Raw genomic sequence first — 26,508 nt, forward strand, 5'->3', positions numbered from 1 at the left:
AAAAAGTCAGCCATATCCCTGGATAAATACCCAAAAAGTGCAGACGGCTATCGAGTTGCTGAGGGCAAACTCCCAAGGACTTCGCGACCGGAAATCGCCATTTCATCTGTCTGCAAGTGCGATGGTCTTTGAAGGAGGTAAGGGGATCTTTATCCGGCACCCATACCTGCATACAATTCTATTGCCTGCCGGTCACGTTGAGCCAAACGAAATGCCGATTGATTGTGCCATCAGAGAATTTACCGAAGAGACCGGTTTGGTTTTAAAAACTAGTCCCAATTCGTTAATCGACGTCAACATCATTGATATTCCGGCTAATCCGCAAAAAGGCGAGGGTGCTCATCAACATCTGGACTTCCGCTACTGGTTCTCCTCGATTGAACCACATACCAAATATCATGCTGAGCTGCCAATATTTCAGTTGACCAGGCAGGAGGCCCCGGTGGAGTTTCAACCATATTTTACACTAATATGATTGGCAAAAATAAGAGATCATGATTATTGCCATATACAATTAGCCGATTCAAATCAAGGAAAAGTTTCTGTAAAACCGGTTATTGGTATATACAATTATTTAAAAAGAAGGTTCAACACAATGGACAATCAAATTATCACCAGAAAAATGCAGGCAGAAGATTATCCAAATGCTTATGCATTGTGGCAACAAGTTCCCGGCATGAATCTGCGGGAATTTGACGATAGTTTTGAAGAAATCAGTCGATTATTGCGATTCAATCCCAATTTCTGTTTTGTAGCGGAGACCAAGACTGACAAACAGATCATCGGCAGCATTCTGGGTGCAACTGATGGTCGGCGCGGGACGATTTATCATTTGGCAGTTGCTCCGGGTTATCAGAATCAAGGTTTGGGAACTCAACTGGTCAATAAAGTGATTGAACAGCTCCAAGCTGTCGGTATTCATAAAATCTTTGTCAATGTCATGAAAGATAATCTTGCAGGCCAATCATTTTGGCAGCATCTAAAATTTGTTAAACGAAGTGACGTGATTCGTTTTAATAAAATTATTTAGATACGTATCAGAGAAGCGGGGTGCAGACTCATTTTTCTTGATACGGATTCTACTTTACATAATATATATTATACGAAGTAGAGAAAAGGTAAAAAGAACCAGCTACCAAAGCCAACACTCTCGGCAATGGTAACTGGTTCTTTACTTTAATTTCGTGAACAATTAACCAACGGCTTCCTCCAGAGGATTTCCGGATTCAACTTGAGTGTTCGTTTGGTAAATTATCCACTCGTACTTTTAAAACGTGACGCTGAATGCGTTTATTTAACGGTGGCAGTTTCATATAGTCACCGTACAAGCGTGTTAAGTATGCATCATAATCTGCTAGGACTGGCACCCGTAAATTTTCAAAGGCCATTGGGATTAAATGATGGATCTCTGTCGGCTTGATTAATTCTTTTCCGTACTGATACGGTGATGACATGTTAATCAACGATAATTCCGAGTGACCGTTATATTGGGTCATTGTGCTGAGTCGAATATCGTATAGCTCACTCAAATTATAATCCGCATACTTAGATTGTGTGATACTTTGCTGATACAGGTCAGGATAAAATCGCTTTCGAATCTCTTCTAACAGCATTGCCAATTTTGCTTGCTGTTTTTCCTGTTGCGGACGTTTATTTGGCATTCGATCGAACGGAAATACATCAATAAAGATGCCATTCTTGGCTTTTGTCAACTCACGGCCATGTTCCAAGATCCGCGTGCCATCAGCCATCACTTTAGCGAAATCGTATTCGTATTGTGGATCAAGGCGATTCTCTTCAACGAAGTATCCTCGATGTGACAACTCTGCCGGTGCAACTTGTAGAAACCTTTCAAAATCAGTGCGCGGCAAACCAATATCAATATCGTCGTCCCATGGAATAAAGCCGTGATGACGCACGGCACCAATTGCTGAACCACCAGTTAGAAAATATTCCAGATGGTATTTAGAATTGATTGCTGCCACATTTGCCAGAATACCCAGTTGAACTTGATGAATTAATTTTAAATCAACCATATTTAGAACCTCCTTAATCAGAAATCCGATCTCATATCTAAACCTCTTTCAAATTGGATTGTTCACTTATTAATATTAATCGATTCCAACATTGGGTCAATTAATATGCTTATTTATGATATACTTAACTTAATAAAATACAGATTTTATTAAGTTATACGCCAAAAAATAAACAGCCCCACCAAATTTACTGCGATTTGCTGGGATATGATTAACTGAATTAAGGAGCTTAAAAATGAAATCATCTCAATATATTCAACACAATCAACAGCTGGTTCAAACCCTGCCAACTTATATTAATGAATATTATCTTGACAAATCAACGGTTCCATTATCCCCCGCCACGCTATATCAGTATCTAAATGAGTTTTACCGCTTCTTCACTTGGATGATCGACGTTGGGATTACTGACGTGAAAACTGTCAAAGAAATTCCACTCTCCGCGCTGGAACACTTCAAAAAACAGGATATGGAACTGTATAAGTCTTACCTGCTGAACCGTGGCAAGCAAACGGCTTCCCATCCGCAAGCACCAATTTCTCATCGGACAGTCAATCGTTCCCTGAACGCGCTCTCAGCCTTATTCCGATACTTATCGGAGGAAAATGAAACTGCCGATGGTGAGCCTTATTTTTACCGGAATGTGATGAAGAAAATTGCCTTGGTTCCCGACAGCGAAACCTATCAAACCCGTGCCAACAACATTAAGGATCAACTCATGTTGGGTGACGCGGATGTGAAATACATTGAATTCATCCAGAATGACTATCCCAAGACACTGACCAATAAACGAACGCTGTCATTATATCAACGCGATCGTGAACGTGACGTGGCAATCAATGCGCTGATGCTTGGCACTGGCATTCGGGTGTCCGAGCTGACCAATGCAAATGTCTCTGATTTAAATTTGAGCAAAGCGGCAATTGTCGTCCGGCGAAAAGGCGGCAAGTACGATTCCGTGCCCATTGCCAGCTGGGTGCTTCCCTATCTGGCAACCTATTTAAACGTCCGTAAGCAACGGTATTTGGCCACCAAGACTACCCCTGCCCTCTTTTTGACGAAAGGGGCAAGCCAACCCAGAAGAATTTCCACCGCGACTGTTGAACTATTGGTGGCGAAATACTCCCAAGTTTTCAACCACGTGCGGATTACACCCCACAAGTTACGGCATACATTGGCTTCGAAGCTCTATTTGGAAACCAACAATGAGCACTTGGTGGCCACTCAGCTTGGCCAGAGTTCAACCAATGCGACTGGCTTATACACGCACATCATTGACACCAAGCAACGCCAAGCCCTTGATAAACTTCATCGTGACAAACAGCGTCACTAAAAAAATTCGTGGGTAGATTGCCACAAAATTCCTCAGCGATTTGTTTTTTGATCCACAGCTGACCCCTCAACTGATTGAGTTGATTTTACAGCTTTCTGATAGGCAGACCACATTTTTGATTGAACTTTCGAAAATGTCATCTGATCAAATTCACTGGAGTGGATCCATTTACCCGGAAAATAGCTTAAATCAATATCTTCCGCTATTTGGCCTTCCAGTAACTTAATTTTCCATTGCTGATGGGTAAAGGTGTGAACAACCGTTGGCGTAGATACTGGATGCAACGCGACACTTAGTTGGTAATCGGTCTTTAGTCGGGTTTCGATTATGTCAATTAACGTTGATTCTGTCGCCAGTTGGTCATCAGTTAAATTTTTGCGGTCAAATAACGGAAACATCCAAAAATTGGCCAGAATGCCATGACTCGGGCGTTTTTCAAATAAGTACCCCGCCTTGGAATGGATGACCACTCCAAAGTAATCGTGGCGAACCGGCCGCTTCTTTTTGGTCTTCACTGGGTAATGGTCTTCAATCCCATCCAGATATGACTGGTTGAAATCCTTGACCGGTGATTGGCTGGTATCATAATTGGTGGCTGTCATGTAGCTGGCACCCAAATCCATAATTGCTTGATTAAAGTCGCCTGGTCGATCCTTTGAAACGATTGGGTTGATTATTTTTTCAAATACCTGACGAGTGTGTGGTTTAGCAACATCATCGTCGATTTCTAACAGCCTGGCAAAAACGCGAAAGGCATTTCCATCCACTGCCGCCACTGGTTGGCCAAAAGCAATACTGGCAATGGCACCGGCCGTATAGGGCCCGATACCGCTCAATTCCTGAAGCTCTTTTGCAGTCGTTGGCCATTGGCCCTGATAATCGAAAACAATCTGTTGAGCCGCCTTTTGAAGGTTCCTGGCCCGAGAATAGTAGCCCAGTCCTTCCCAAGCTTTCATCAGCTTGTCCTCCGGGGCTGCAGCCAGATCTTCAATCGTTGGAAATTCGTTCATAAACCGTAAATAATACGGAATGACTGTTTCCACCTGAGTTTGCTGAAGCATAATTTCTGACACCCACACATGGTAAGGATCCTGATCCTGCCGCCATGGCAAATCCCGCTTATTTTGGTCATACCAGGCTAGTAGCGTCTCCTGAAATGCTTTGATTGTCTTATTTGACCATTTGATCATCTGACGATTTCTCCTTACAGTTTAATTCAAAATAATAAAGGGCTGTTGGCAAAATTTGCGTTTTGTCACAGCCCTTTATGTGAATGGTCATTAATAGCTGAAATATCCTTGGCTAACTAATTTTTCTGCCAGTTCTTCTTGATAAAGTTTTCGCGTCCGCCCATTTCTTCCATTTGATAACGGAGCGGATTTTTCTTGTAGAATTCTTGATGTTCTTCTTCTGCCGGATAGAATGGTTTGGCATCCTCAATTTGGGTCACGATTGGACTGTCAAATTGTTCACTCTCGGCGAGGGCTTTCTTTGAAGCTTCGGCAATTTTTCTTTGCTGCTCATCCTTCACGTAAATTACCGGACGATAATTATCACCGCGATCTTGGAATTGTCCCATGGCGTCCGTTGGGTCAGTTTGATGCCAATAGATTTCCACTAACTTATCATACGAGATTACCTCAGGGTCAAAGAAAATTTTGACCGCTTCAGTGTGGCCAGTGGTGTGGCTGGCAACTTGTTCATAAGTTGGGTTGGGAACATGGCCGCCAGTATAGCCGGAAACGACCTTGTTAATACCGGGAATAGTGTCAAATGGCTTGACCATGCACCAGAAACATCCACCTGCAAAAATTGCTGTATCTTCCATGCATTGCACCTCAATTTCATTTATTCAAATAATTGTTTGTATTTACTGTATCCCTTTGCGTCCAATTCGGCAACCGGAATAAATTTTAAGGCTGCTGAATTAATGCAAAATCGGTGACCACCAGCATCTTTGGGACCGTCTGGGAACACGTGCCCAAGATGTGAACCCGCCTGCTTACTTTTGACTTCTTCGCGAATCATGCCAAAAGAAGTGTCCAAGTGCTTATCAATATTGGCTGGGTCAATCGGTTTCGTAAATGATGGCCAACCACAGCCGGCATCATATTTATCGGTCGATGAGAACAGCGGTTCTCCGCTCACGACATCCACGTAAATACCGGCTTGGTAAAAGTCATCATACTGACCGCTAAATGGCGCCTCAGTCCCTTTGTTTTGGGTAACATCGTATTGTTCCGGGGTTAGTTTGTTTTTGAGTTCCTGCTTGTCCATGATAACCCTCCATTAAATTAGGTTGTGTACAACTAAACTAAGTTCATTATAGTGGCCAACCAACCCAAAGTAAACAAAAACGGCCAAACTAACCATTCAGATTAGCCGGACCGTTTGAAAGAGTTGATGAATTAGCTTAATGCATCTGTTAATGGCGGAACAACTTGCTTCTTACGTGAAACAACACCTGGTAATGACATTGTGTCGTCACTGAGTTTGCTGTTAAATGCTTTTTCAACTGCAGATGATGGTTCGCCGACAACAATCATCTTTGAATCGCTGTTCAAAACGTTAGTAATCAGAACTAAGAACAAGTCGTAGCCCTTATCAGCAGCTTCAGCCTTCATGGCATTCTCAATGTCATTTTTACGCTTGTCAATTTCGCTGAATTCAACGACGTTGATTTGGTCAATCCGAACACTCTTACCGCCCATTGTAAATGACTTGGCATCAGAATCAATGAGTTCTTGGTCCGTCTTTGCTGAAACGTTGGTCCCAGCTTTAAGCATCTCGATGCCGTACTTTTCGTAATCGATGTCAGCAATTTCAGCTAAAGTCTTGACAGCAATTTTATCTTCTTCAGTGGTCGTTGGTGACTTCAGTAACAACGTATCTGAAATAATTGCTGAAAGCATTAAGCCGGCTAATTGAGCAGGGATTTCAACTTTGTTTTCGTCAAACATCTTAACGATAATCGTACTGCAGCAGCCAACTGGTTCGGCGCGGTAGTATAGTGGCTGATCAGTCTGGAAATTAGAAATTCGGTGGTGATCAACCACATGAGTGATGGTTAAATCTTTGATGTCACTGACACTTTGTTGGAATTCATTGTGGTCAACCAACATGACGGAGTCAACTTCATTTTTAGCAGTTTTGATAATTCGTGGAGTCGGCTCGTCAAAATAATTTAACACAAATGCGGTTTCTGAATTGGGTTCACCCAAAGCAACGGCTTCAGTATCATACCCTAATTTGTTCTGCAGATATGAATAGGCTTTTGCAGCAACGATTGCATCTGTATCAGGACTTTGATGACCAAAAACTAATTCTTTACTCATTTACATAATCTCCTTTGATAATCAAAATTTATTTCCCTAAACGGGCTAAATAATCTTCTTTAGCAAGGAACTCATCGAACTTCTGTAAGAAACGTTCAATCCGCGGGATTTCGTTCTTGCGGTTCCGGTAGACGAAATTCAGATCAAACTTGACTTTAGGATCCAATTCAGTGACCCAAATGTCATCGTCAGTCAACTTCTTAAGGTCGATATTGAGCATATATGACTTTGGTAATGCCGTGTTGGTGTGGGAATTAATGGCGAACTTCAAAATCTGCTCGGGCATGGTATATCGTGCCGCTACCTTTGGCCAGTCCACCATTTGGTTCTTAAAGGATTCCCGCAAAGTTTGGTTGAGATAATAATCTTGTGGATACATCACCCATGGCCTGTCGTTGACATCTTTCAAGTGGACCCGTTTACGTTTGGCCAAACTTGGGTTGTGGTGGATAAACAATAAGTCATCCGAGATAATCTTCTTGGAGCTGTATGGCTTCCAGTTCTTAATCGATTCATCCGGCAGGTACATGATTGCCAAATCGATTCGGTTGTTCTCCAAGCTTTCCCAAATCTCTTTTCTGGTCAGCATGTGGAAATTGACTTCCAAATCCGGATTTTCCTGGTAAAGTGCCAGGGCAAAATCTTCAAAGACTTTGGTTTCAACGGAAGCGAGGATTCCCAGATTAATTTGACCAGTCGTTGAGCTGGTAGCTTGTTGAATCTGGTCGTTGGCATCATTTAACAGATCGTATATCTGCCGGGTTGTCTTCAACATGATCACACCTGCATCGGTCAGCCTTAATTTCTTGCCAACCGAGTAGAATAATTCAGTTCCCATTGTCTTTTCAAGCTTCTTGATTTGTTGGGTCAGCGCTGGTTGCGTAATTCCCAAGATCTGGGCAGCTTGTGTGTAGTTCATCGTTTCTGACAACTGGAGAAAATACGATAAAGTCTTTGATGCAAAAATATTTTCCTGAGTGGTTTTCATTCAGACTCTCCTTATCGGTCCGTGCGACCATTATATAATTAACAGGATACTGCTATTATGATAATTCTTATTGTTAATACAATCAATTAATATGGTAAAAATTTAATCAATTGATAAGCCGACAAACTTTGGTCTGATTGAAACCGGGGTGCCTTCACTGTCAACATCAATTACAAATGAGCCGTTGGAATAACGCCCACCCAATGAATAATCTGCTGGTAAAATATCGTGAACCCGGCGATGATCGGTCCGCACTTCAAGCGGCTGGTCTTCGCTTTCGATTCGACAAAAGTCCACAATTCTGTGCGGATTATTTTTAAGTTCCCGCAGGATCATAACGCCCTTTCGAGCCCTTGAAGTGGCAGGAATTTCTTTAACAGCTAATTTCTTGAAAGACCCACGTTGGGTCACAATTGCCAAGACATCGTCTTCAGAGACCAGTTGGAGGTTGGTGACTTTATCAACACCTCGAAGCCCCATGGATTTTACGCCGGTAGTTCTGGCGCCATTAACCGGTACCTCATCGATCCCATAGCGTAAGGCTAAGCCATTATTAGAGATAAGAAGCATTTGTCCAGCAGTTGCGGGCGTCTTCAAATAATGAATGGCCACTACCCGCTCATCAGCAGTTTTGAGCTTCTCATAGGTGTAGGCATGGCTCTTGTAGGTCCGTCCCGGCTTCATATCCGCAAAACCAGTTTGTTTGACATGCCCTTGGTCAGTTGCAATCAAGAAGGTTCCTGGTTGCTTGAGTGAATCAAAAGCATAGGTGCCAATGATTTCCTCGTCAGCATCCAACCCGATGGTCTGAGAAATATGCTCACCGGTATCCTTCCACTTCACATCTGCCAATTCAAAGACTGGCCGATAGATCAGATTACCTTTATTGGTGAACATAAACAGATGATCGCGGGCATTTAATTCGGCCATAAAGATTGGATAATCTTCATCTTTTAAACCAGTGTCGGTTGTCGAAGCTTTATATGACCGAATGCTGCTTCGCTTGATGTAGCCGTCATGGCTGACCATCACGATCACATCCTCGTCAGGGATCAAGACATCTGTATTAATCTTGATATCTGAAACCTCAGCTTGAATCTCGGTTCTCCGAGCGCTGCGATAAGTTTTCGCCAATGCGCGTAACTCGTTGGCCAAAACCCGATTGAGTTCTTTTGGACTATTCAAAATTTTGTTGTCTTTGGTAATTTCGTCGGCCAGGTGCTGGTGTTCGTTCTCCAACTCTGTCACGTCAGTATTGGTCAAACGATACAGCTGCAAAGCGACGATGGCATCAGCCTGTTTTTCTGAAAAATCGTAGGTTTTGACCAGATTGTCACGGGCATCTTTACGGTTCTTACTTGCTCGGATGGTTTTGATGACCTTGTCCAAAATTGATAAGGCATGAATCAATCCCTCAACGATATGCTGACGGTCCTGAGCCTTCTTTAAATTGTATTTGGTCCGCTTCTCAATGACTTCTTGTTGGAATTCGAGATAGGCCACCAAGATCTTTTTCAGTGACAAACGTTCCGGCCGCATATGGGAAATGGCAACCATATTGAAATTGTAGGAAACCTGCAAGTCGGTATTCTTGAACAGGTAGTTCAAAATTCCTTTTGAGTCAACATCACGCTTTAATTCGACAACAATGCTGAGTCCGTTACGATCACTTTGATCACGAACCTCCGAAATGCCTTCGATCTTCTTGTTCAAGCGAATTTCATCAATCCGTTTGACTAGTTGGGCCTTATTAACCTCGTAAGGAATTTCTGTGATGACAATTTGTGATTTGTTGCCTTTCAGTGGCTCAATGGAAGTCTTCGAGCGGACGATAATCTTGCCGTGACCGGTTTCGTATGCTTTTTTGATGCCGTCAATTCCTTGAACAATTGCGCCAGTTGGGAAATCGGGTCCCTTCACAAACTGCATCAAATCATCCAGAGTTGCATCCGGGTGCTTCTGCAGGTAAAGAATCGCGTCAATCACTTCTCCGAGGTTATGCGGTGGAATATCGGTCGCATAGCCGGCAGAAATTCCAGTAGAACCGTTCACAAGCAAATTGGGGAATCGGGATGGCAAAACAGTTGGTTCGTACTCGGTGTCATCAAAATTGAGGACCCAGTCGACCGTGTCCTTTTCGATATCCCGCAGCATTTCGCTGGCGATTTTGCTCAAACGCGCTTCGGTATACCGCATTGCGGCAGGCGGATCACCGTCCATTGAACCATTGTTGCCGTGCATTTCAATCAGCGGCTCGCGAACCTTCCAGTCTTGGCTCATTCGATTCAATGCTTCATAAATCGAACTGTCGCCATGGGGATGAAAATTACCCATGACATTTCCCACGGATTTTGCTGATTTACGAAACGGTTTGTCGTACGTATTGCCGTCTTTGTTCATGGCATAAAGGATTCGTCGTTGAACCGGCTTTAAACCATCCCGAATGTCAGGCAAGGCCCGTTCCTGAATGATTGATTTGGAATATCTGCTGAACCGTTCGCCCATGACATCTTCGAGGGTCAAACTTTCAATTTTACTCATTTTTTAGACGCGCCCCCTAATCACTTGTATTATCCAAGATGCTGCCATCTTCTTCTAAATTAAATTTGACGTTATGTTCAATCCATTTTCTTCGGGGTTCAACTTTATCGCCCATCAAAGTGGTCACCCGTTTTTCAGCGAGAGCGGCATCATCGATCCGAACCCGAATCAAAGTCCGAGTGTCAGGATTCATGGTTGTTTCCCACAGTTGGTCAGCGTTCATCTCACCCAAACCTTTGAACCGCTGGAGGCTGTAGCCCTTGCCAAAGTCCTTTGATACCTTATTTAATTCTTCATTGGTCCAAGCATATTGGACTTTCAACTTCTTGCCGGCACCCTTCTGTAGCTTGTAAAGAGGTGGTAAGGCGATGAAGACTCTGCCATTATCGATCATTGGCCGCATGTATTTGTAGAAGAACGTCAACAAGAGAATCTGAATATGAGCACCGTCATCATCGGCATCGGTCATAATGATAATCTTATCGTAGTTGGCATCATCAATGTTAAAATCGGCACCAACGCCGGCACCAATTGTATAAATCATAGTATTGATTTCTTCGTTTTTCATAATTTCCGGGAGCTTTGCCCGTTCGGTGTTCAAGACCTTCCCTCGAAGGGGCAAAATTGCCTGATATCTTCGGTCTCGGCCCTGTTTGGCAGAACCGCCGGCTGAATCCCCTTCGACCAGAAACAGCTCATTTCGGCTGTAATCCTTTGATTGAGCCGGGGTCAATTTTCCTGACAGCAGGCGTTCTTGTTTTTTATGCCGTTTGCCGGTTCGGGTTTCATCCCGGGCTTTTCTTGCCGCCTGTCGGGCTTGTCTGGCACGCAAGGCTTTATGAACCAGAGTCTGGGCAAATTCACCATTTTCCATCAAATAGTAGCCCAGCTTCTCACTGACAACGTTATCAACGATTGAGCGGGCTTCAGGGGTGCCTAGTTTTTCTTTGGTCTGACCTTCAAATTGGAGAATTTCTTCTGGAATTCGTAACGATAATACGACGGACAGTCCCTCGCGGACATCGCTGCCTTCAAGGTTCTTATCCTTTTCCTTGAGCATCCCCACTTTTCGGGCATAGTCATTAAAGGCTTTCGTCCAAGCATTTCTCAGACCCGCCTCGTGCGTGCCGCCGTCCTTGGTTCGAACGTTGTTAACAAATGACAGCATGGTTTCAGAATAACCATCGTTATACTGCGCAGCCACTTCGACTTCCACGCCGTCTTTTTTGCCGTCGAAATACATCACGTCGCCCAGGGTATGCTTATCTTCATTCAAATATTGAACGAATTCCTTAATACCCTCTTCGTAATGGAAAACGTCTTCCTGCTCCTGATCGGTTCGTTCGTCAGTCAGGGTAATTTTGGTTCCTTTAAGTAGAAAGGCGGATTCCCGTAATCGCTCGGAAAGAACCGAGAAATTGTAAACCGTGCTGGTGAAAATAGTTGGATCCGGTTTAAAGGTTACCGTTGTCCCACTATGAGCGCGGGTCTTGCCCAATTTTTTCAGTGTGCCCACCGGATGGCCGCCGTTTTTGAAATCTTCTTCGTAACGGTAACCGTCACGGACAATCACAACTTTCAGCCAAGTAGAAAGTGCGTTGACAACGCTGGCGCCGACGCCGTGCAGTCCACCGGATGTTTTGTAGCCGCCCTGACCGAATTTACCGCCGGCATGAAGCATCGTTAAAATCACTTCAGGAGTTGGTTTCCCTGAAGCGTGCATACCAGTTGGCATCCCCCGGCCGTGATCGACCACCGTGATACTGTTGTCCTTATGAATTGAGACGTCAATTTCGTCCCCATAACCGGCCAAAACTTCGTCCACGGCATTATCAACAATTTCGTAGACCAAATGATGCAGGCCGCGTGAATCAGTGGAACCGATGTACATTCCAGGACGCTTTCTAACCGCGTCGAGTCCCTCAAGAATTTGAATCGAGGAATCATCATATTTTTGCTTTTGCTTTACCATTCGTTATGACTCCTTTTTTTGCAATCTACTTCATAATAACCTAAATTTACGCCGATGGAAACGAAATTTTATTGGCTGAACTCAAATTACATGCTAAAATGAGAAACGCTATTAAGTTTATTAATTGCGACTATTGTGAGGTTTGAGATGAATTCTAATATTGAACAAATTATAATGCTGTTAGTGCTAGCTTATTTGCTGGGATCAATTCCCAGCGGTGTCTGGATTGGTAAAATTTTCTTTCACATTGATATTCGCCGACACGGTTCCGGCAATATCGGGACTACCAATACCTACCGGGTTTTAGGGCCGATTGCCGGCGCGATTGTCATGGCGCTGGATATTTCTAAAGGAGCGGTAGCGACATTACTGCCGACATTTTTTCATATCACCGCGATCAGTCCGTTGATCTTTGGATTCATGGCGATTTTGGGGCACACCTTTTCAATCTTTGATAAATTCAAAGGCGGCAAGGCGGTGGCAACCAGTGCAGGGATGCTGCTGGCATACAAGCCGGCTTTCTTCTTTTTGGCAGCCGGGATTTGGATTCTGGTGATTTTGTTAACCAGCATGGTCAGTCTTGCCAGCATGATCGGTTTTACCTTAACGACCATCGCAATTTTCTTTACCCACGACATTTTATTGAGTGTCATGGCGGTGATCCTGACCTTTTTCATTTTTTACCGGCATCGGGCCAATATCAGCCGAATTAAAAATGGCACCGAAAGTATGGTGCCATTTGGCCTTGGCAATCGGCTGCGAAAACGTAAAGATCCGAATGAATAACCAATCAAAAACGAGTGATTTCTGAAATAAGGAATCACTCGTTTTTAGTTTGGATTTTAATCGGCCGGACAATTGATGCGACAGCTACTATCAATTAGAAGAAACTGATTGAATATCGGCCGGCAAAGGCGTGGCGGCCAGCCAACTGATTAATCGCAAATTTATCTTCCAGCTTGCCGTCGGCATTCACTGTATCAGCCAGTCCCCACCACGGTTCAATGCAGGCAAATGGGGCTTTTTTTGGGTACGGTGACCAGATACCGACATATGGTGCATTCTCAACCGTGAGTGAAACACCATGATCATTTTGGGCATTGGCCAGCATCACAGTCGTTTCCTGGCGATCAAGGCTCAAAACGATGGCATCGCTGTTAAACAGCTCGTGGTTCAACGGCAGCGGCTTGGTCAGGTCAATTGCCTGGGGATCGTTTGGATCGCTATACGGCGGTTTTAAGGGGATTTGAACGTATGACTTCTTTGGTGCTACCCGAATAAAGGAATCCTCGAAGTTACCTTCCCCTTTGACCAAAGGAATGTTAAAGCCGGGATGAGCTCCAATTGAAAATAACAGTGTGTCTTGACTTGGATTGATGACGTTTAGACTCACATTCAATTGATGATCGACCAGTTCGTAAATGATTCGCAGTTCGAATTTAAACGGATATTTGGCCAACGTTTCCTCAGTGGGCCGCAAAACCAGTGAGACTTTGGTTGGTAATTGGGATTCAACTTCAAACTGATTGTCCCGGGCAAACCCGTGTTGGGTCATTTCATAAGTATGGCCAGCATAGGTGTATTGGTTGTCCTTAAGTCGACCGACGATCGGGAACAGAATTGGCGCATGCCGTTTCCAAAATGCTGGATCCGCCTGCCAAATATATTCTAATCCGTCAGTATCTTTCACGGAGGTGAGTTCGGCACCCTGCTCGTTGATGAGCACGGTCAAATACTGATTTTTCAAGGTAATCATTTAATCTCTTCCTCCCAATTTTACAGAATGTAACGTGAAAGATCTTTATTTTGAGCCAGTTTGCCAACTTTATCATCGACGTATTTTTCAGTGATCGTAATATCGCCCATCTGCATATCCGGTCCTTCGTAAAGGATATCTTCAAGCAGTTTCTCAAGAATCGTGTGCAGACGACGGGCACCGATATTATCAGTATTGTGGTTGACGTCAGTAGCAATCTCGGCAATTCGATTAATCGCCTCAATGGTGAAGGTTACTTTGATATTATCAGTCCCGATCAACGCAATGTATTGTTTGGTCAATGAGTTGGTTGGTTCTGTCAAAATGCGGACAAAGTCTTCTTTGGTTAAATCATTTAACTCAACTCTGATTGGGAAACGTCCTTGGAGTTCTGGAATTAAATCAGAGGGCTTGTTTTCGGCAAAGGCACCCGAACCAATGAAGAGCATGTGATCCGTGTTGACGGTCCCATATTTGGTATTCACCTGAGAGCCTTCAACGATTGGCAAAATGTCGCGTTGAACCCCTTCACGGGAAACTTCGCCACTGTTTTGAGACTTTCCCGGAGCAATCTTATCAATTTCATCAATAAAGATGATTCCGGTATTTTCGGCGCGAACGATCGCATTATGGTAAAGATCGGCCTTGTTGATCAATTCCTCAGAAGCCTGGCGGGTTAGAATTTCACGCGCTTCGCTTACAGGGACGGTGCGCTTGATTTTCTTTTTGGGCATCAGTCCGGCTAAGGTATCATTCAAATCGATCCCCATTTGGTTCATCATCGTGCTTTGACCAGCGGGTTGTTGGGATGGATCATCCATTTCAATTTCAACCTGGTCGTTTTCCAGCAAACCGGCCTTGAGTTTTTCTGCGATCGACATCCGTTTTTCACGGATATCATCAGTTACTTCTTCTTGATCGTCCTGATTTTCAGACGGCATCTGGCCATTTTGCATCTGAGTAAACATATTCATCAGGTTCTGCATCTCATTTTGGCGGTTCTCTTTTTTCTTTGCCGGTGCCAAAAGTTTGACCAAGCGATTGTTGGCCTGCTTTTCTGCCTCGACATGGACCTGTTTGTACTGATCAGCCCGTTCCAATTGGATGGCATTTTCGACCAGGTCACGAACCATTGATTCAACATCGCCACCCACGTAACCGACTTCGGTAAATTTGGTAGCCTCAACCTTCACAAACGGTGCGTTAACTATTTTAGCCAAACGGCGGGCAATTTCAGTTTTCCCAACTCCGGTCGGTCCGATCATCAAAAGGTTTTTTGGTGAAATTTCATCCTGCATGTCTTTTGACAGCTGCATTCTGCGGTATCGGTTCCGCAAGGCCACAGCAACCGCTTTTTTGGCCTCGTTTTGGCCAACAATATATTGGTCAAGCACGGAAACAATTTCTTTTGGTGTTTGAGTAGACTCAGTCAATTTAAGTTCCTCCTATAATTCTTCAGAAATCACGTTTTGATTCGTGAAAATATCGATGTTGCCGGCAATGTGAATGGCGGCTTCAGCAATTTCTCTGGCGCTCATGTCTTGGGCATGATGTTTCATGGCAGTTGCCGCAGCTAAGGCAAAGTTACCGCCGGAACCAATTGCTAAAATATCATCGTCCGGTTCGATCACTTCACCTTGACCGGATACCAGCAATAAATCTTTGTCGTTCATCACGATTAACAAAGCCTCGAGCTTCTGTAACTGTTGGTCGCCACGCCACTCTTGGGCCAGTTCAACGGCGGAACGTTTCAGGTCACCGTCAAACTGGTTTAATTTCTTCTCAAATCGTTCTTCGAGGTTAAAGGCGTCAGCGACACTTCCGGCAAAGCCGACAACGACTTGGTTGTCATAAATCAGACGAACTTTGTGGGCGGTTCCCTTCATAATGACTTTTTCACCCATGGTAACCTGACCGTCTCCAGCCATTGCGAGATGGCCATTGTGGCGAACAGCGACGATAGTAGTTGCTTCAAATTTGATTGGCATAATATACCCCTTTGTTAGTTTGATTTTAATGAATCATTATTTCGAGGAAAATACTTTTTATAATCATTCATTAAATGTGATTTGGTAACGTGTGTGTAGATTTGAGTTGTCGACAGGCTGCTGTGTCCCAGCAACTCTTGAACCGACCGCATATCGGCACCATTATTGAGCATTTCGGTCGCAAACGTGTGTCGCAGCATGTGGGGATGAATCTTCGTCGTCAGACTACTTTGTTTGACGATTTGATCCATCAGATATTCGATGCCCCGACTTGTCAGCGGTCGGCCGTAATGATTCACAAATAAAAATGGATGGTCTTGATGGTACTTGGCCATGATTGGGCTTCTGGCGTCGCTGAGATAAGTTTCAATCGCCTCTTGAGCATATTCCCCAAAGGGCACGTATCTTTGCTTGTTGCCCTTCCCAGTGACTAAGATGGTTCGGTTGTCCAAATCGATGTCATTGAGCTGAATTCCGGCGCACTCGCTGACCCGAATGCCAGTCGCATATAAAGTTTCCAGAACAGCCGTATCGCGCAATCCCAGTTGGTGATTGGGATTTTGTCTGGCTCCCTGAAAAAGCGCCCGCATCTCATTTTGATACAAAAATCTGGGCAAACGCCGATGATTGCTCTTCAAGTGGACATATTCGAATGGATTGTTGGCGATCACAGTATTCTTCACCAGGAAAGCATAGAACGACTTTAATGCCGACACCTTTTGGGCGATGGAATTCCTGGCGTACTTTCGCTCGTAAAGATCGCTCAAAAATGCTTCAACATCAAACGAGTCCACTTGGGTCAATGGTTTGCGTTCACTGGGAATTTCGGCCAGAAAGCGGGTGAATTCGGCAATGGCCTGCTGATAAGCCTGGATGGTATCAGTAGAATAGTGACGGTCACTCTGTAAATACTTCAGAAACCATTGAATATTTTTTTGATCTTCATCTGATTCAGCCATAACTATCACCTTCAACGATGTAATCGTGTTCATGTCCTAATATCTATGATAGCAAATAAACGCCGTTTGTGCGCAGTTTGCTATGAAATTAACCAAAACTAAATCCGATCATAATCATCGAATAAGCGTCATTTTACCGACCTGATTAGCAGTCATCAATCGATTGTGCTAGTCTTAACCAGAACTTAAGCATTGTGGTAGCCTGGAACCTAAAAACGAGAATACAAAAAAACTGAATCGAATAATTCGATCCAGTCTAATTGATTCATTATCCACGTGAACGAAGGGAAGCTCGAATACGAGCAGCCTTACCTTGTAAGTCACGCAGGTAGTAAAGCTTGGCACGACGAACGTGACCTTGTCTTACTACTTCGATTTTATCAACTCGTGGTGAATGAAGTGGGAAAATTCGTTCAACCCCAACACCGTTACTTACTTTACGAACGGTATAAGTGGCTTGAATGCCTGAACCCTTGCGTTTGATAACAACACCTTCGAACAACTGAATACGTTCTCTGGTACCTTCAACAACCTTAACGTAAACTCTTACAGAATCTCCGGCACGGAAATCAGGAATGTCATTACGTAGTTGCTTCTCGTTGATCTTGTCAATCAATTGATTTTGTCGCATAAACAAATCTTCCTTTCACTAACATTCATTATCTTGTCTGACAGCGGAATGTTGTTTTGCGGCTTGCGCCAAAAATTAGTGTAACACAATTATTCATCGTCTGTAAAGGTATTTTTCTTGTCAGTATCTTCTGCGGTTTGCTTTTCTTCTTCCTCAATCCGGACGTCAGCCAACAATTTCTTTTGGGTGCTGGTTAAATTGTGATGGTCGATCAGATCGGGTCGCCGGAGGTAAGTTCGTCTCAATGCCTCCTTTTGATTCCATAAGGCGATTTTTTTATGGTCGCCGTTCATGAGAACTTCAGGGACCTTCATTCCCCGGAACTCTGCCGGCCGGGTATACTGGGGCTCTTCCAAGAGACCCGTTGAAAAGGATTCCTCAACGCTGGATTGATGATTGCCCAAAACACCGGGAATTAGCCGGGTAATAGCGTCGATCATGACCATCGCAGGCAATTCCCCGCCAGTCAGGACAAAGTCCCCCAATGAATACTCATCGGTCACGATGGAACGAATGCGTTCATCATACCCTTCATAATGACCGCAGATAAAGGTTAAATGGTCATCATGTGACAACTCTTCAGCATCATGCTGTTTGAATGGCTTTCCGGCCGGATCCATGAGAATCACTTTGCCCTTAGGATAGCCGGCAGCTTCAGCAGTTTGTTTGGTGTGGTCGTACGCATCCAAAATGGGTTGCGCCTGCAGCAGCATTCCCGCACCACCGCCAAAGGGATAATCATCCACGTGACGGTGCTTGTCGGTGGTAAATTCACGAAAATTGGTGACATCTAAATCAATAATGTGATTTTCAATTGCTTTTCCAATAATCGAATCGTGCATCGGGACTGAAAACATTTCTGGAAATAAACTCAGTACGTCGATTCTCATTCGTCCAAGCCCTCCGGAACATCTGCGGTTATCTTACCGGCATCAAGGTCAACATTCGTAATGACAGAATCGATCTTTGGCAGCAGTAAATCTTTTTGCTGATCGCGTTCAACCACCCAAACATCATTGGCGCCGGGTGAGAGGATCTCCTTCACTTGGCCAATTGGGTTACCATTTGGATCAACAACGTCCAGGCCGATGATTTGGTGGTAGTAATACTCACCAGGCTTAAGATCATCACTTGAGAGGCTTTCCTCATCAATTTTAAGTTCTGATGGCTTTAAGTACTCAACGTCATTGATCGAGGGATGATTCTTGAAGTGCAATAGGATAAATCCTTTGTGCTTGCGGACACCGTCAATTGTCAGCGCCACTTGTTCGTGCTTGTTAGGCAATTTGGCAAAAACCGTGTTGCCGACTTTGAACCGTTTTTCTGGAAAATCAGTAATCGAAATCACTCTGACTTCGCCTTTCAAGCCTTGGGTATTGACAATTTTGCCAATATTATAATAATTCATTCACTCACTCCTCCAGCTCTAATGAATCTCATTTTGAATAAAGAAAAAGGGCCTAAACAAAACCTTCGTTTCGCTTAAGAACCCTATTGTTTCCCATCGTCGACAATCAGACGAGCTTTCTTTTGACCCTCAACCGGAACACTGTAAACAATGGTCCGGATGGTCTGAATCACATGGCCATGCTTTCCAATGATTCTGCCAATATCTTCTTCGTTCAACTTCAGATGATATTCCATAAATCGATCGGATTCATTATGCGAAATCTCGATATCCTTAGGATAGTCTACCAACGGTGAGATAATCTTATTAATTAAACCATCAATACTTGTCATGATGATAATCACTCACTTACTTTTTTGAGTATTTAGCTTCGTGATATTTCTTCATAATACCGGCATCTGATAAGATGTTACGAACAGTATCAGATGGTTGGGCACCATTGTTCAACCAGTTCATGATTGACTCTTCTTCAAGAGTAATCTTGGCAGGCTGAGTTAATGGACTGTAAGTACCAACGTTTTCGATGAAACGACCATCACGAGGACTACGTGAATCGGCAACAACGATACGGTAATATGGGCGCTTCTTTGAACCCATGCGCTTTAAACGAATCTTAACTGACATGCTTTTACCTCCTGTAATGTTTTAACGATTAATAATATACCAGTAATTCGAATGCTTGTAAAGGTTTTTTTCTTTACACCATCAAAAGAACTGACGGATTGACTTGTTTTGGCCAAACTGACCAAATTAATGGCGTGTCAATGCTGATAACTTGTCAGAATTAACGGCGCTTCTTATTCTTTTTCTTCAAACGGCGTTTCTTATTCTTTTTCATTTTACGACTGAACTGTTTCATTGCCAGTTTGGACATTTTACCGCCCATGCCGGTACTGTTCATCATATTTTCCATGCCGGACATGTTGCCTTTGGAAACCTTGTTCATCATGGTTTTCATTTGGCCAAATTGTTTAATCATTCGATTGACTTCTTGGATTGGTCGACCGGAACCGCGGGCAATTCGTCGGCGCCTTGATGGGTTTAATACATCAGGGTCAGTCCGTTCTTGATCGGTCATTGAATAGACAATCGCCTTCAGGTGGTCCATGTCTTTAGGGTCCATGTTGGCGTTTTTTAATTGGGGATTATTAGCCATCCCCGGAATCATTTTCATGATTTCATCCAAGGGTCCCATCTTTTGAATTTGATTTAACTGGTCAACAAAATCGTTGAAATCAAAGGTATTCTCTTGGATTTTCTCAGATAATTCCTGAGCCTGCTTTTCATCATACTCTTTTTGAGTCTTCTCAATGAGTGAAAGCATATCACCCATTCCAAGAATTCGCGAAGCCATTCGATCAGGATAGAAGACGTCCAAATCAGACATTTTCTCACCCTGACCAACGAATTTGATTGGCTTTTGAGTGACGGCCCGAATTGAAAGTGCGGCACCACCACGGGTGTCACCATCCAACTTGGTTAAGACAACTCCGGTTACGTCCAAGGTCTTATTAAATCCTTCGGCGGTCGCCACGGCGTTTTGACCAGTCATGGCATCAATGACCAACAGAATTTCGTTGGGTTCAACGGCATCCTTGATATGACTTAATTCGTCCATCAACTTTTCGTCGATTTGCAGACGACCGGCCGTATCAATGATCACGTAGTCATTATGGTCTTGCTTGGCCTGTTCGACACCCCGTTTGGCGATTTCGACCGGGTCAACATCCGTTCCCAGTGAAAACACGGGGACGTCGATTTGCTGACCAACCGTCTGCAGCTGATCAATGGCAGCCGGCCGGTAGATATCATCGGCAATTAATAACGGTCGGGCGTTCTGCTCATTCTTTAATTTTAAAGCCAACTTCCCGGCAGTTGTGGTTTTACCGGCACCTTGGAGACCAGACATCATGATAATGGTGGGGATTTTTTCTGCTTTATTCAGGGGAACAGCTTCTTCCCCCATCGTTTTAGTTAACTCTTCGTCAACAATTTTGACAATTTGTTGCGAGGGATTTAGCCCTTCCAACACCTTGGCACCGTTGGCACGCTCCTCAACGGTTTTGACAAAGTCACGGACGACTTGGAAATTAACATCGGCTTCCAGTAAAGCCAGTCTGATTTCCCGCATGGTTGCCCGCAGATCGGACTGGGAAACTTTTCCTTTGCCACGTAAAGTTTTCATGGCGTTTTGTAAACGCTCGGTTAATCCTTCAAAAGCCAATTAATTCACCCCTTATTGTTCTTCGGTTGTTTCCAAATTTTTGATCATTGAATTCAGTTTGTCATCGTGTGGATATTTTTTTTGAATATAAGCTTGAATGTGGTCTAGTTTGTCGTTCCGGTCAACAAAGCTGTGATACAAATTCAGCTTGTCTTCATATTGCTGAAGAATCTTCTCGGAACGGCGAATATTATCATAGACGGCCTGCCGACTGACGTTATATTCACCGGCAATTTCCCCCAGCGAGTAGTCGTCAGCATAATACAGTTCAATATAGTTGGCCTGCTTTTTGGTGAGCAGTGGCTCGTAAAATTCAAACAAAGAATTGATGTAGTTATTTTTTTCCAGTTCCATATTGAAACTCCTTTGACGGCCAATACGTCATCTAGCGTACAGATTTATATAACGTCAGTCAACGTTAAAATACCTGACTATTCGGAAATGAGGCCTTTGAATAAACCGTAAACAAAGTCGTTTGGATCAAACGGCTTCAAATCGCCGACCTGCTCACCTAAACCAACGTACTTGACCGGCAGATGTAATTCACTGCGAATAGCGAGGACAATCCCACCACGAGCTGTGCCGTCAAGCTTGGTCAAAACAATTCCGGAAACATCAGTGGTTTCCTTAAACATTTTGGCTTGAGTCATGGCATTTTGGCCGGTGGTGGCGTCAAGTACCAGCAAGACTTCGTGTGGGGCTTCAGGAATCTCACGAGTTAGAATTTTCTTCATTTTACTTAATTCGTTCATGAGGTTGACCTTATTCTGCAGCCGACCGGCGGTATCAACCATTAAGATGTCATAGTCTTCTTTTCTGGCTTTAACAACCGCATCGTAGACCACAGATGCCGGATCACTTTTCGCTTTGCCTTTGACGATATCCACACCATCTCGTTCTGCCCAAACATTGAGTTGTTCAATTGCGCCGGCTCTAAAGGTATCGGCAGCGGCTAAAACGACCTTTTTGCCTTGGTCTTTATACATCTTAGCCATCTTACCAATCGTGGTTGTCTTACCAACCCCGTTGACACCGACAAACATGATAACTGTCGGACCGGATTTTGCCATGTTAATGGCCGAATTTTCACCATTGCCGGCTTGATCGTACATGTCAATCAATTTTTTAACGATTACGTTTTGAACATCTTTGGGCTTCTTGGCATTTTGCAGCTTGACTTCATCGCGCAACTCATCGGCAATTCGCATCGAGGTTTCAAAACCGACGTCGGATTCAATCAGCATGTCTTCCAAGTCGTCAAAAAATGATTCATCAACGTGACGGAAGTTTGCTAAAAGGGCATTCAGTTTTTGACCAAACGAGGACCGCGACTTTTCCAATCCTTTTTCGTATTGCTGAGTATTTGAATCTGTGGCTGATTCTGCCGGTTCTGGACTTTCAGCTGATTTTTCAGGCTCAGCTGGCATATGCGACTCTTCTGTCGAAGATTCCTGCTCAGCCGATGAATTTGGTTCACTAACAGTTGGTGCTGGTTTTTGAGCATCGTCCGGCTGCTTTGTGGTTTGTTGGCCATTTGATTCTTCAGGCTGTTCTGTCGGTTGTTCTTCGGTCTTTTCAGCTGGTTCATCAGCCGGCCTCTTAGTGGCTTTGGCGGACTCTTCAACATCTGTGGTTGTTTGATTTGAAGTGGCGGCGCTTTGGTCGTCTTTGGCAGGTGCTTCTGGTTTGGGTTCGGTTTGTTCAGTTGATTCAGTCGGCTTTTTTTCATCGTCTTTTTTGGAACGACGTTTAAATATATCAAAAAGTCCCAATCAACTCACCTCCGTTTTTAAATTATCTAAATTAACAGTAACAACTTTTGAAACGCCTGATTCCTGCATCGTTACCCCATACAGTTGATCGGCGTAAATCATGGTTTCTTTTCGATGAGTGATGACCACAAACTGGGTCTCATCACCAAAACGCTTTAAGTATTTTGCAAAGCGGTCTGCGTTAAACGGGTCAAGGGCGGCTTCGGCCTCATCCAAGATGCAAAATGGCACCGGTCGAACCTTAATGATCGCAAACAGCATGGTGATCGCTGTTAAGGCTTTCTCGCCACCGGACAAGAGATTTAAGTTGCGATAGTTCTTGCCAGGCGGCTTAACCATAATCTCAATTCCAGTATCCAACATATCATCAGGATCGGTCAAGACCAGTTTGGCTTCACCGCCGCCAAACATATCAACGAAGACTTTTGAAAAGGCTTGGCTGACTTGTTTGAACGCCGTGGCAAATTTAGTCGTGATGGTGTCATCCATGTCGCGCATGGTGGCGGTTAAATGATCCTTGGCATCCAAGAGGTCTTGTTTTTGACTGGTCAAAAATTCAAAACGTTTGGAAACTTCCTTGAATTCCTGGATGGCACCGATATTCACCGGCCCAATTTCGTCAATCCCGGTCCGCAGCATTTTAATTTGGCTGGCAACCTGCTTTTCATCCCAATTCCAGTCGGGATTCGCTAAATCATGTTGATCGATCTGATAAGTCGTTTCCAGAGTCGCAAAGTTGGTATCCAGATTCTGGTGGTTTTTAGCAGCAGCTGTCTGGGCACTGGTAAGTTCATATTTGGCGTTATTCAAGTTAATCTGCTCATCTTGAATCTTTTGATTTAACTGATCCAAATGATCCTGCGCTTCGCCAACGGTGGCTTTCAACTTGTTTTGCGTCAGGTTAAGTGCGTGTTGGCTGGCTTCGGCAGTCTTAATTTGCTCGTTCAACGTCCCCGCGTCCACTTGACGACTGAGTTCAGCCTTTAAGTGGTCTCGCTGTTTGATCAGGCGGTCCCGATTCTGCCGATGAGTCGCAATCTGCTTTTTGATTCCTGTTTGATCAACTTCAAGCTGATTCAACTTTTGCTGCTCAACAACAATCGCCTCTCGGACTTGTTGCTTTTCCGTGGTAAATTTTTGAGCCGATTGTTTAACGTTTGCCAGTTGAACCCGTTTGTTATCCAAGTCGTCATTGACTGCCCGCAATTGTTTGTCGATGGCATCCTGACGGTTGACCAGCTGGTCGGTGTCAGTTGTTCCATCGGACTGGGCAGCGTTCTTCAAAGCGAGCTGGAGGGTCTTAAATTCACGCTGCTTTTCCTGAACAGCCTCTTCAAGTGAATGACACTGGTCCTCCAAGGTTGCGGTCTGTTGGCGAATTTCGAACGCTTTTCGTTGACCACGCTCATGTGACGCAGTGATTTTAGCCAGCTCATCCTTGGCATGCTGGAGCCGACGTTCATTTTCCGTCAGCTTTTGGTCCATTTGAGCGGTCGATTGATTGAGAGCGGCCAACTCGGATTTTTGAACCAACACCCCTTGGTTATCATGACGACTGGCACCACCGGTTAAGGATCCACCGGCATTGACGACTTGGCCATCCAAAGTGACAATGCGCGTGCGCTGATTAATTTGCTTGGAAATGTTAATTGCGTGGTCAAGCGTATCGGCGATAATCGTGGTCCCCAAAAGGAAGCCTTTAATCTGGTTGAGATTATCCGGCATGGATACCAAATCGGCTGCTACACCAATGAATCCAAGAACTTCTTGTGACTCGTGGACGATTGTCGAACTTAGCCACCGACTTTTAATGGTTGAAATTGGCAGCAGGGTCACCCGCCCCAAACGCTCTTTGGTCAGCAAACCAATGGCGGAGGAAGCGGCCCGGTTATCCTCGACAATGACGTGTTGGGCTTGAGATCCTAATGCGGTCTCGATGGCCTTCACATATCGTTGATCAATCGTTAAATAGTCACTGACCGGCCCCAAAATCCCGGTTAATTGGTTTTTCCGTTTGAGAAGATTCGCCACGCCCCGATAAAAGCCACGATAAGAGTCATGGAGATTCTTCAAAGACTCGGCTTTTGCTTTGGCCTGCTCGGCAATTTTGAGTGCTGCCAGCCAATTGGCTTGGGAACTGTCGACAGCCTGCTGGTGAGTATTCATTAATTGAGTTAAATCAGCCAGCTGCTTGGAAACATCCGTCAATTCAGATTGGCTGGATGCTAGAGCGGTTTGTTTGTTAGCCAATTCTGCCTGGGTTTGGCCAAGGTCTTCGCGCACTTTATTAATCCGCTGTCGCTGTGACCCCAGTTGCTGCTCAAGTTGGGCTTCATCATGAGTTTTCATGGTAATTTGATTTTTAATGTCGGTTTTTTGCTGCAGTAAGTCGACATATTGATTACGCAATTGGTCGATTTCAGATTCAATTACCGAAACGCTATTCGCTTTTTGGGCTTCTGCCAGTTTGTCGAAATCGGCTTGTTTGGCAGCAATTTTTTCCGATAGCCGTTTGCCGGCATCCACCGATTGGGTGAGTTTGACCTGAAAATCGTCAATTTGCTTGTCAGTCAGTTTGATTTGTTCCGAAATCCGGTTTAAATCGGCGTCCTTAAAAGACTTCTCTTGGGCGGACAACTGATGCTTGCTCTTCAGCGACTGAATTTGTTCGGTTGCTGTCAGAATTTGCTCGTTGATTTGGTCGATTTGGGCCCGGTTTTGAGTTAAATTGGCTTTCAGTTTGTCGCGGTCATTTTCATCCCGGCGAACTTGAGCGTAAATTTTATTAACCAAGTCAGACTTTTCACTAACGGTGTGTTTGAGCTGCTGGCCGGCTGCGATCAATTTCTGAGTTGCCAAAATTAACTGCTGCTTTTCAAACTGATCTAAACGCTTTTTTTGATCCAGATAATCCGTTGCCAGACTACTTTGCTCTTCAAGCGGTGCCATTCGACTTTGAAGTTCAGAAATGATGTCTTCCACTCGATTGAGATTATCGGAAGTCTCATCGATTTCTTTTTGGGCAGTATTCTTGTGCTGCTTGTATTTGTAGACGCCGGCGACATTTTCAATAATTGATCGTCGCTCCTCAGGTTTACTGTTGAAGATTTGTTCCACATTACCCTGAGAAATGATCGACAATGACCCTTGACCGATGCCGGTATCCATGAACAAATCGGTAATGTCCTTAAGACGACACTGTTTTTCGTTTAAATAATAGGAACTATCGCCGTTCCGAAAGAGTTTCCGGGAAAGCTTGAGCTCATCGAAGGGAGACTTAATGAAATGGTCGGAGTTGTCCAAGGTTAAAGTCACCGAGGCCATGCCTAAAGACCGTCGATCGGCGGAGCCTGAAAAAATAACATCAGGCATCCGCGACCCACGGAGATTTTTGGCAGATTGTTCCCCCATTACCCAACGGATTGATTCGGCAATATTACTCTTACCGCTTCCATTGGGACCAACAATTCCAGTCATTCCACCCGGAAACTTGATGAGGGTTTTGTCTGCAAATGATTTAAAACCGATAATTTCAATGGATTTAAGTTGCACACTCATTCTCCAG

The 26,508-nt window shown here is 44.2% G+C and carries 25 protein-coding genes; 4 read left to right on the forward strand and 21 right to left on the reverse strand.

Annotation, left to right across the window (positions count from 1 at the left end):
• Positions 1-22 precede the first annotated feature (22 nt).
• Positions 23-475: an NUDIX domain-containing protein gene (locus tag KE627_RS11580; RefSeq protein WP_041805649.1), complete on the forward strand. Its 453-nt coding sequence runs from the start codon at positions 23-25 to the stop codon at positions 473-475.
• Positions 476-595: 120 nt separating this feature from the next.
• Positions 596-1,030, forward strand: a complete 435-nt coding sequence (locus tag KE627_RS11585; RefSeq protein ID WP_013727910.1) for a GNAT family N-acetyltransferase — start codon at positions 596-598, stop codon at positions 1,028-1,030.
• Between the two features lie 196 nt (positions 1,031-1,226).
• Here the strand turns inward: KE627_RS11585 and KE627_RS11590 are convergent, their stop codons facing one another.
• Complete coding sequence (locus KE627_RS11590) at positions 1,227-2,036, reverse strand: LicD family protein (RefSeq protein ID WP_225424152.1); 810 nt, start codon at positions 2,034-2,036, stop codon at positions 1,227-1,229.
• A gap of 235 nt (positions 2,037-2,271) precedes the next feature.
• Between KE627_RS11590 and xerS the strand changes: the two genes are divergently transcribed.
• On the forward strand, positions 2,272-3,369 hold the full coding sequence (gene xerS, locus KE627_RS11595; protein WP_013727912.1) for a tyrosine recombinase XerS: 1,098 nt from the start codon (positions 2,272-2,274) through the stop codon (positions 3,367-3,369).
• Between the two features lie 32 nt (positions 3,370-3,401).
• Here xerS and mutY read toward each other — a convergent pair whose 3' ends face one another.
• The 7 genes from mutY to parE form a co-directional block, all read right to left on the reverse strand.
• Positions 3,402-4,559, reverse strand: a complete 1,158-nt coding sequence (gene mutY, locus KE627_RS11600) for an A/G-specific adenine glycosylase (RefSeq protein WP_056938611.1) — start codon at positions 4,557-4,559, stop codon at positions 3,402-3,404.
• A 116-nt stretch (positions 4,560-4,675) separates the two neighbouring features.
• The gene (msrA, locus tag KE627_RS11605) at positions 4,676-5,197 is read right to left on the reverse strand and encodes a peptide-methionine (S)-S-oxide reductase MsrA (RefSeq protein WP_013727914.1); all 522 of its coding nucleotides are present in this window, start codon (positions 5,195-5,197) and stop codon (positions 4,676-4,678) included.
• A 20-nt stretch (positions 5,198-5,217) separates the two neighbouring features.
• Positions 5,218-5,646 (reverse strand): peptide-methionine (R)-S-oxide reductase MsrB, encoded by a 429-nt coding sequence (gene msrB / locus KE627_RS11610; RefSeq protein WP_013727915.1) that lies wholly within the window; start codon positions 5,644-5,646, stop codon positions 5,218-5,220.
• Positions 5,647-5,777: 131 nt separating this feature from the next.
• Positions 5,778-6,704, reverse strand: coding sequence for a manganese-dependent inorganic pyrophosphatase (locus KE627_RS11615; RefSeq protein WP_013727916.1), 927 nt, complete (start codon positions 6,702-6,704; stop codon positions 5,778-5,780).
• Positions 6,705-6,732: 28 nt separating this feature from the next.
• Positions 6,733-7,692 carry a LysR family transcriptional regulator gene (locus KE627_RS11620; protein WP_013727917.1) on the reverse strand — a complete coding sequence of 320 codons (960 nt, stop codon included), beginning with the start codon at positions 7,690-7,692 and terminating at the stop codon, positions 6,733-6,735.
• A 102-nt stretch (positions 7,693-7,794) separates the two neighbouring features.
• Positions 7,795-10,233 carry a DNA topoisomerase IV subunit A gene (gene parC, locus KE627_RS11625; RefSeq protein WP_013727918.1) on the reverse strand — a complete coding sequence of 813 codons (2,439 nt, stop codon included), beginning with the start codon at positions 10,231-10,233 and terminating at the stop codon, positions 7,795-7,797.
• A 16-nt stretch (positions 10,234-10,249) separates the two neighbouring features.
• On the reverse strand, positions 10,250-12,205 hold the full coding sequence (gene parE / locus KE627_RS11630) for a DNA topoisomerase IV subunit B (RefSeq protein WP_013727919.1): 1,956 nt from the start codon (positions 12,203-12,205) through the stop codon (positions 10,250-10,252).
• 147 nt (positions 12,206-12,352) lie between these two features.
• Here parE and plsY point away from each other — a divergent pair, with 147 nt between their 5' ends.
• Positions 12,353-12,991, forward strand: a complete 639-nt coding sequence (plsY, locus tag KE627_RS11635) for a glycerol-3-phosphate 1-O-acyltransferase PlsY (RefSeq protein WP_056938612.1) — start codon at positions 12,353-12,355, stop codon at positions 12,989-12,991.
• 94 nt (positions 12,992-13,085) lie between these two features.
• Here plsY and KE627_RS11640 read toward each other — a convergent pair whose 3' ends face one another.
• The 13 genes from KE627_RS11640 to smc form a co-directional block, all read right to left on the reverse strand.
• Complete coding sequence (locus KE627_RS11640; RefSeq protein ID WP_056938613.1) at positions 13,086-13,961, reverse strand: aldose 1-epimerase family protein; 876 nt, start codon at positions 13,959-13,961, stop codon at positions 13,086-13,088.
• A 20-nt stretch (positions 13,962-13,981) separates the two neighbouring features.
• Complete coding sequence (hslU, locus tag KE627_RS11645) at positions 13,982-15,394, reverse strand: ATP-dependent protease ATPase subunit HslU (protein WP_013727922.1); 1,413 nt, start codon at positions 15,392-15,394, stop codon at positions 13,982-13,984.
• Positions 15,395-15,406: 12 nt separating this feature from the next.
• Complete coding sequence (hslV, locus tag KE627_RS11650; RefSeq protein WP_013727923.1) at positions 15,407-15,949, reverse strand: ATP-dependent protease subunit HslV; 543 nt, start codon at positions 15,947-15,949, stop codon at positions 15,407-15,409.
• Positions 15,950-15,963: 14 nt separating this feature from the next.
• Positions 15,964-16,908 carry a tyrosine recombinase XerC gene (xerC, locus tag KE627_RS11655; protein ID WP_013727924.1) on the reverse strand — a complete coding sequence of 315 codons (945 nt, stop codon included), beginning with the start codon at positions 16,906-16,908 and terminating at the stop codon, positions 15,964-15,966.
• Between the two features lie 268 nt (positions 16,909-17,176).
• A complete protein-coding gene (gene rplS / locus KE627_RS11660; RefSeq protein WP_013727925.1) occupies positions 17,177-17,539 on the reverse strand; it encodes a 50S ribosomal protein L19 in 363 nt (120 codons plus the stop codon).
• Positions 17,540-17,628: 89 nt separating this feature from the next.
• The gene (gene trmD, locus KE627_RS11665; protein WP_056938614.1) at positions 17,629-18,429 is read right to left on the reverse strand and encodes a tRNA (guanosine(37)-N1)-methyltransferase TrmD; all 801 of its coding nucleotides are present in this window, start codon (positions 18,427-18,429) and stop codon (positions 17,629-17,631) included.
• On the reverse strand, positions 18,426-18,947 hold the full coding sequence (gene rimM, locus KE627_RS11670; protein ID WP_056938615.1) for a ribosome maturation factor RimM: 522 nt from the start codon (positions 18,945-18,947) through the stop codon (positions 18,426-18,428). The genes trmD and rimM overlap by 4 nt, the downstream gene beginning before the upstream one ends.
• Positions 18,948-19,030: 83 nt before the next feature.
• Positions 19,031-19,279: a KH domain-containing protein gene (locus KE627_RS11675; RefSeq protein ID WP_013727928.1), complete on the reverse strand. Its 249-nt coding sequence runs from the start codon at positions 19,277-19,279 to the stop codon at positions 19,031-19,033.
• A gap of 16 nt (positions 19,280-19,295) precedes the next feature.
• Complete coding sequence (gene rpsP, locus KE627_RS11680) at positions 19,296-19,571, reverse strand: 30S ribosomal protein S16 (protein ID WP_013727929.1); 276 nt, start codon at positions 19,569-19,571, stop codon at positions 19,296-19,298.
• 160 nt (positions 19,572-19,731) lie between these two features.
• A complete protein-coding gene (ffh, locus tag KE627_RS11685) occupies positions 19,732-21,171 on the reverse strand; it encodes a signal recognition particle protein (protein WP_013727930.1) in 1,440 nt (479 codons plus the stop codon).
• A 12-nt stretch (positions 21,172-21,183) separates the two neighbouring features.
• Positions 21,184-21,525, reverse strand: coding sequence for a putative DNA-binding protein (locus KE627_RS11690; protein WP_013727931.1), 342 nt, complete (start codon positions 21,523-21,525; stop codon positions 21,184-21,186).
• A gap of 77 nt (positions 21,526-21,602) precedes the next feature.
• Positions 21,603-22,943: a signal recognition particle-docking protein FtsY gene (gene ftsY / locus KE627_RS11695; RefSeq protein WP_056938616.1), complete on the reverse strand. Its 1,341-nt coding sequence runs from the start codon at positions 22,941-22,943 to the stop codon at positions 21,603-21,605.
• Complete coding sequence (smc, locus tag KE627_RS11700; RefSeq protein WP_056938617.1) at positions 22,944-26,495, reverse strand: chromosome segregation protein SMC; 3,552 nt, start codon at positions 26,493-26,495, stop codon at positions 22,944-22,946. It abuts the gene before it with no gap.
• Between the last annotated feature and the right edge of the window lie 13 nt (positions 26,496-26,508).

It is taken from the genome of Lentilactobacillus buchneri, assembly GCF_018314255.1.
GTDB lineage: Bacteria > Bacillota > Bacilli > Lactobacillales > Lactobacillaceae > Lentilactobacillus > Lentilactobacillus buchneri.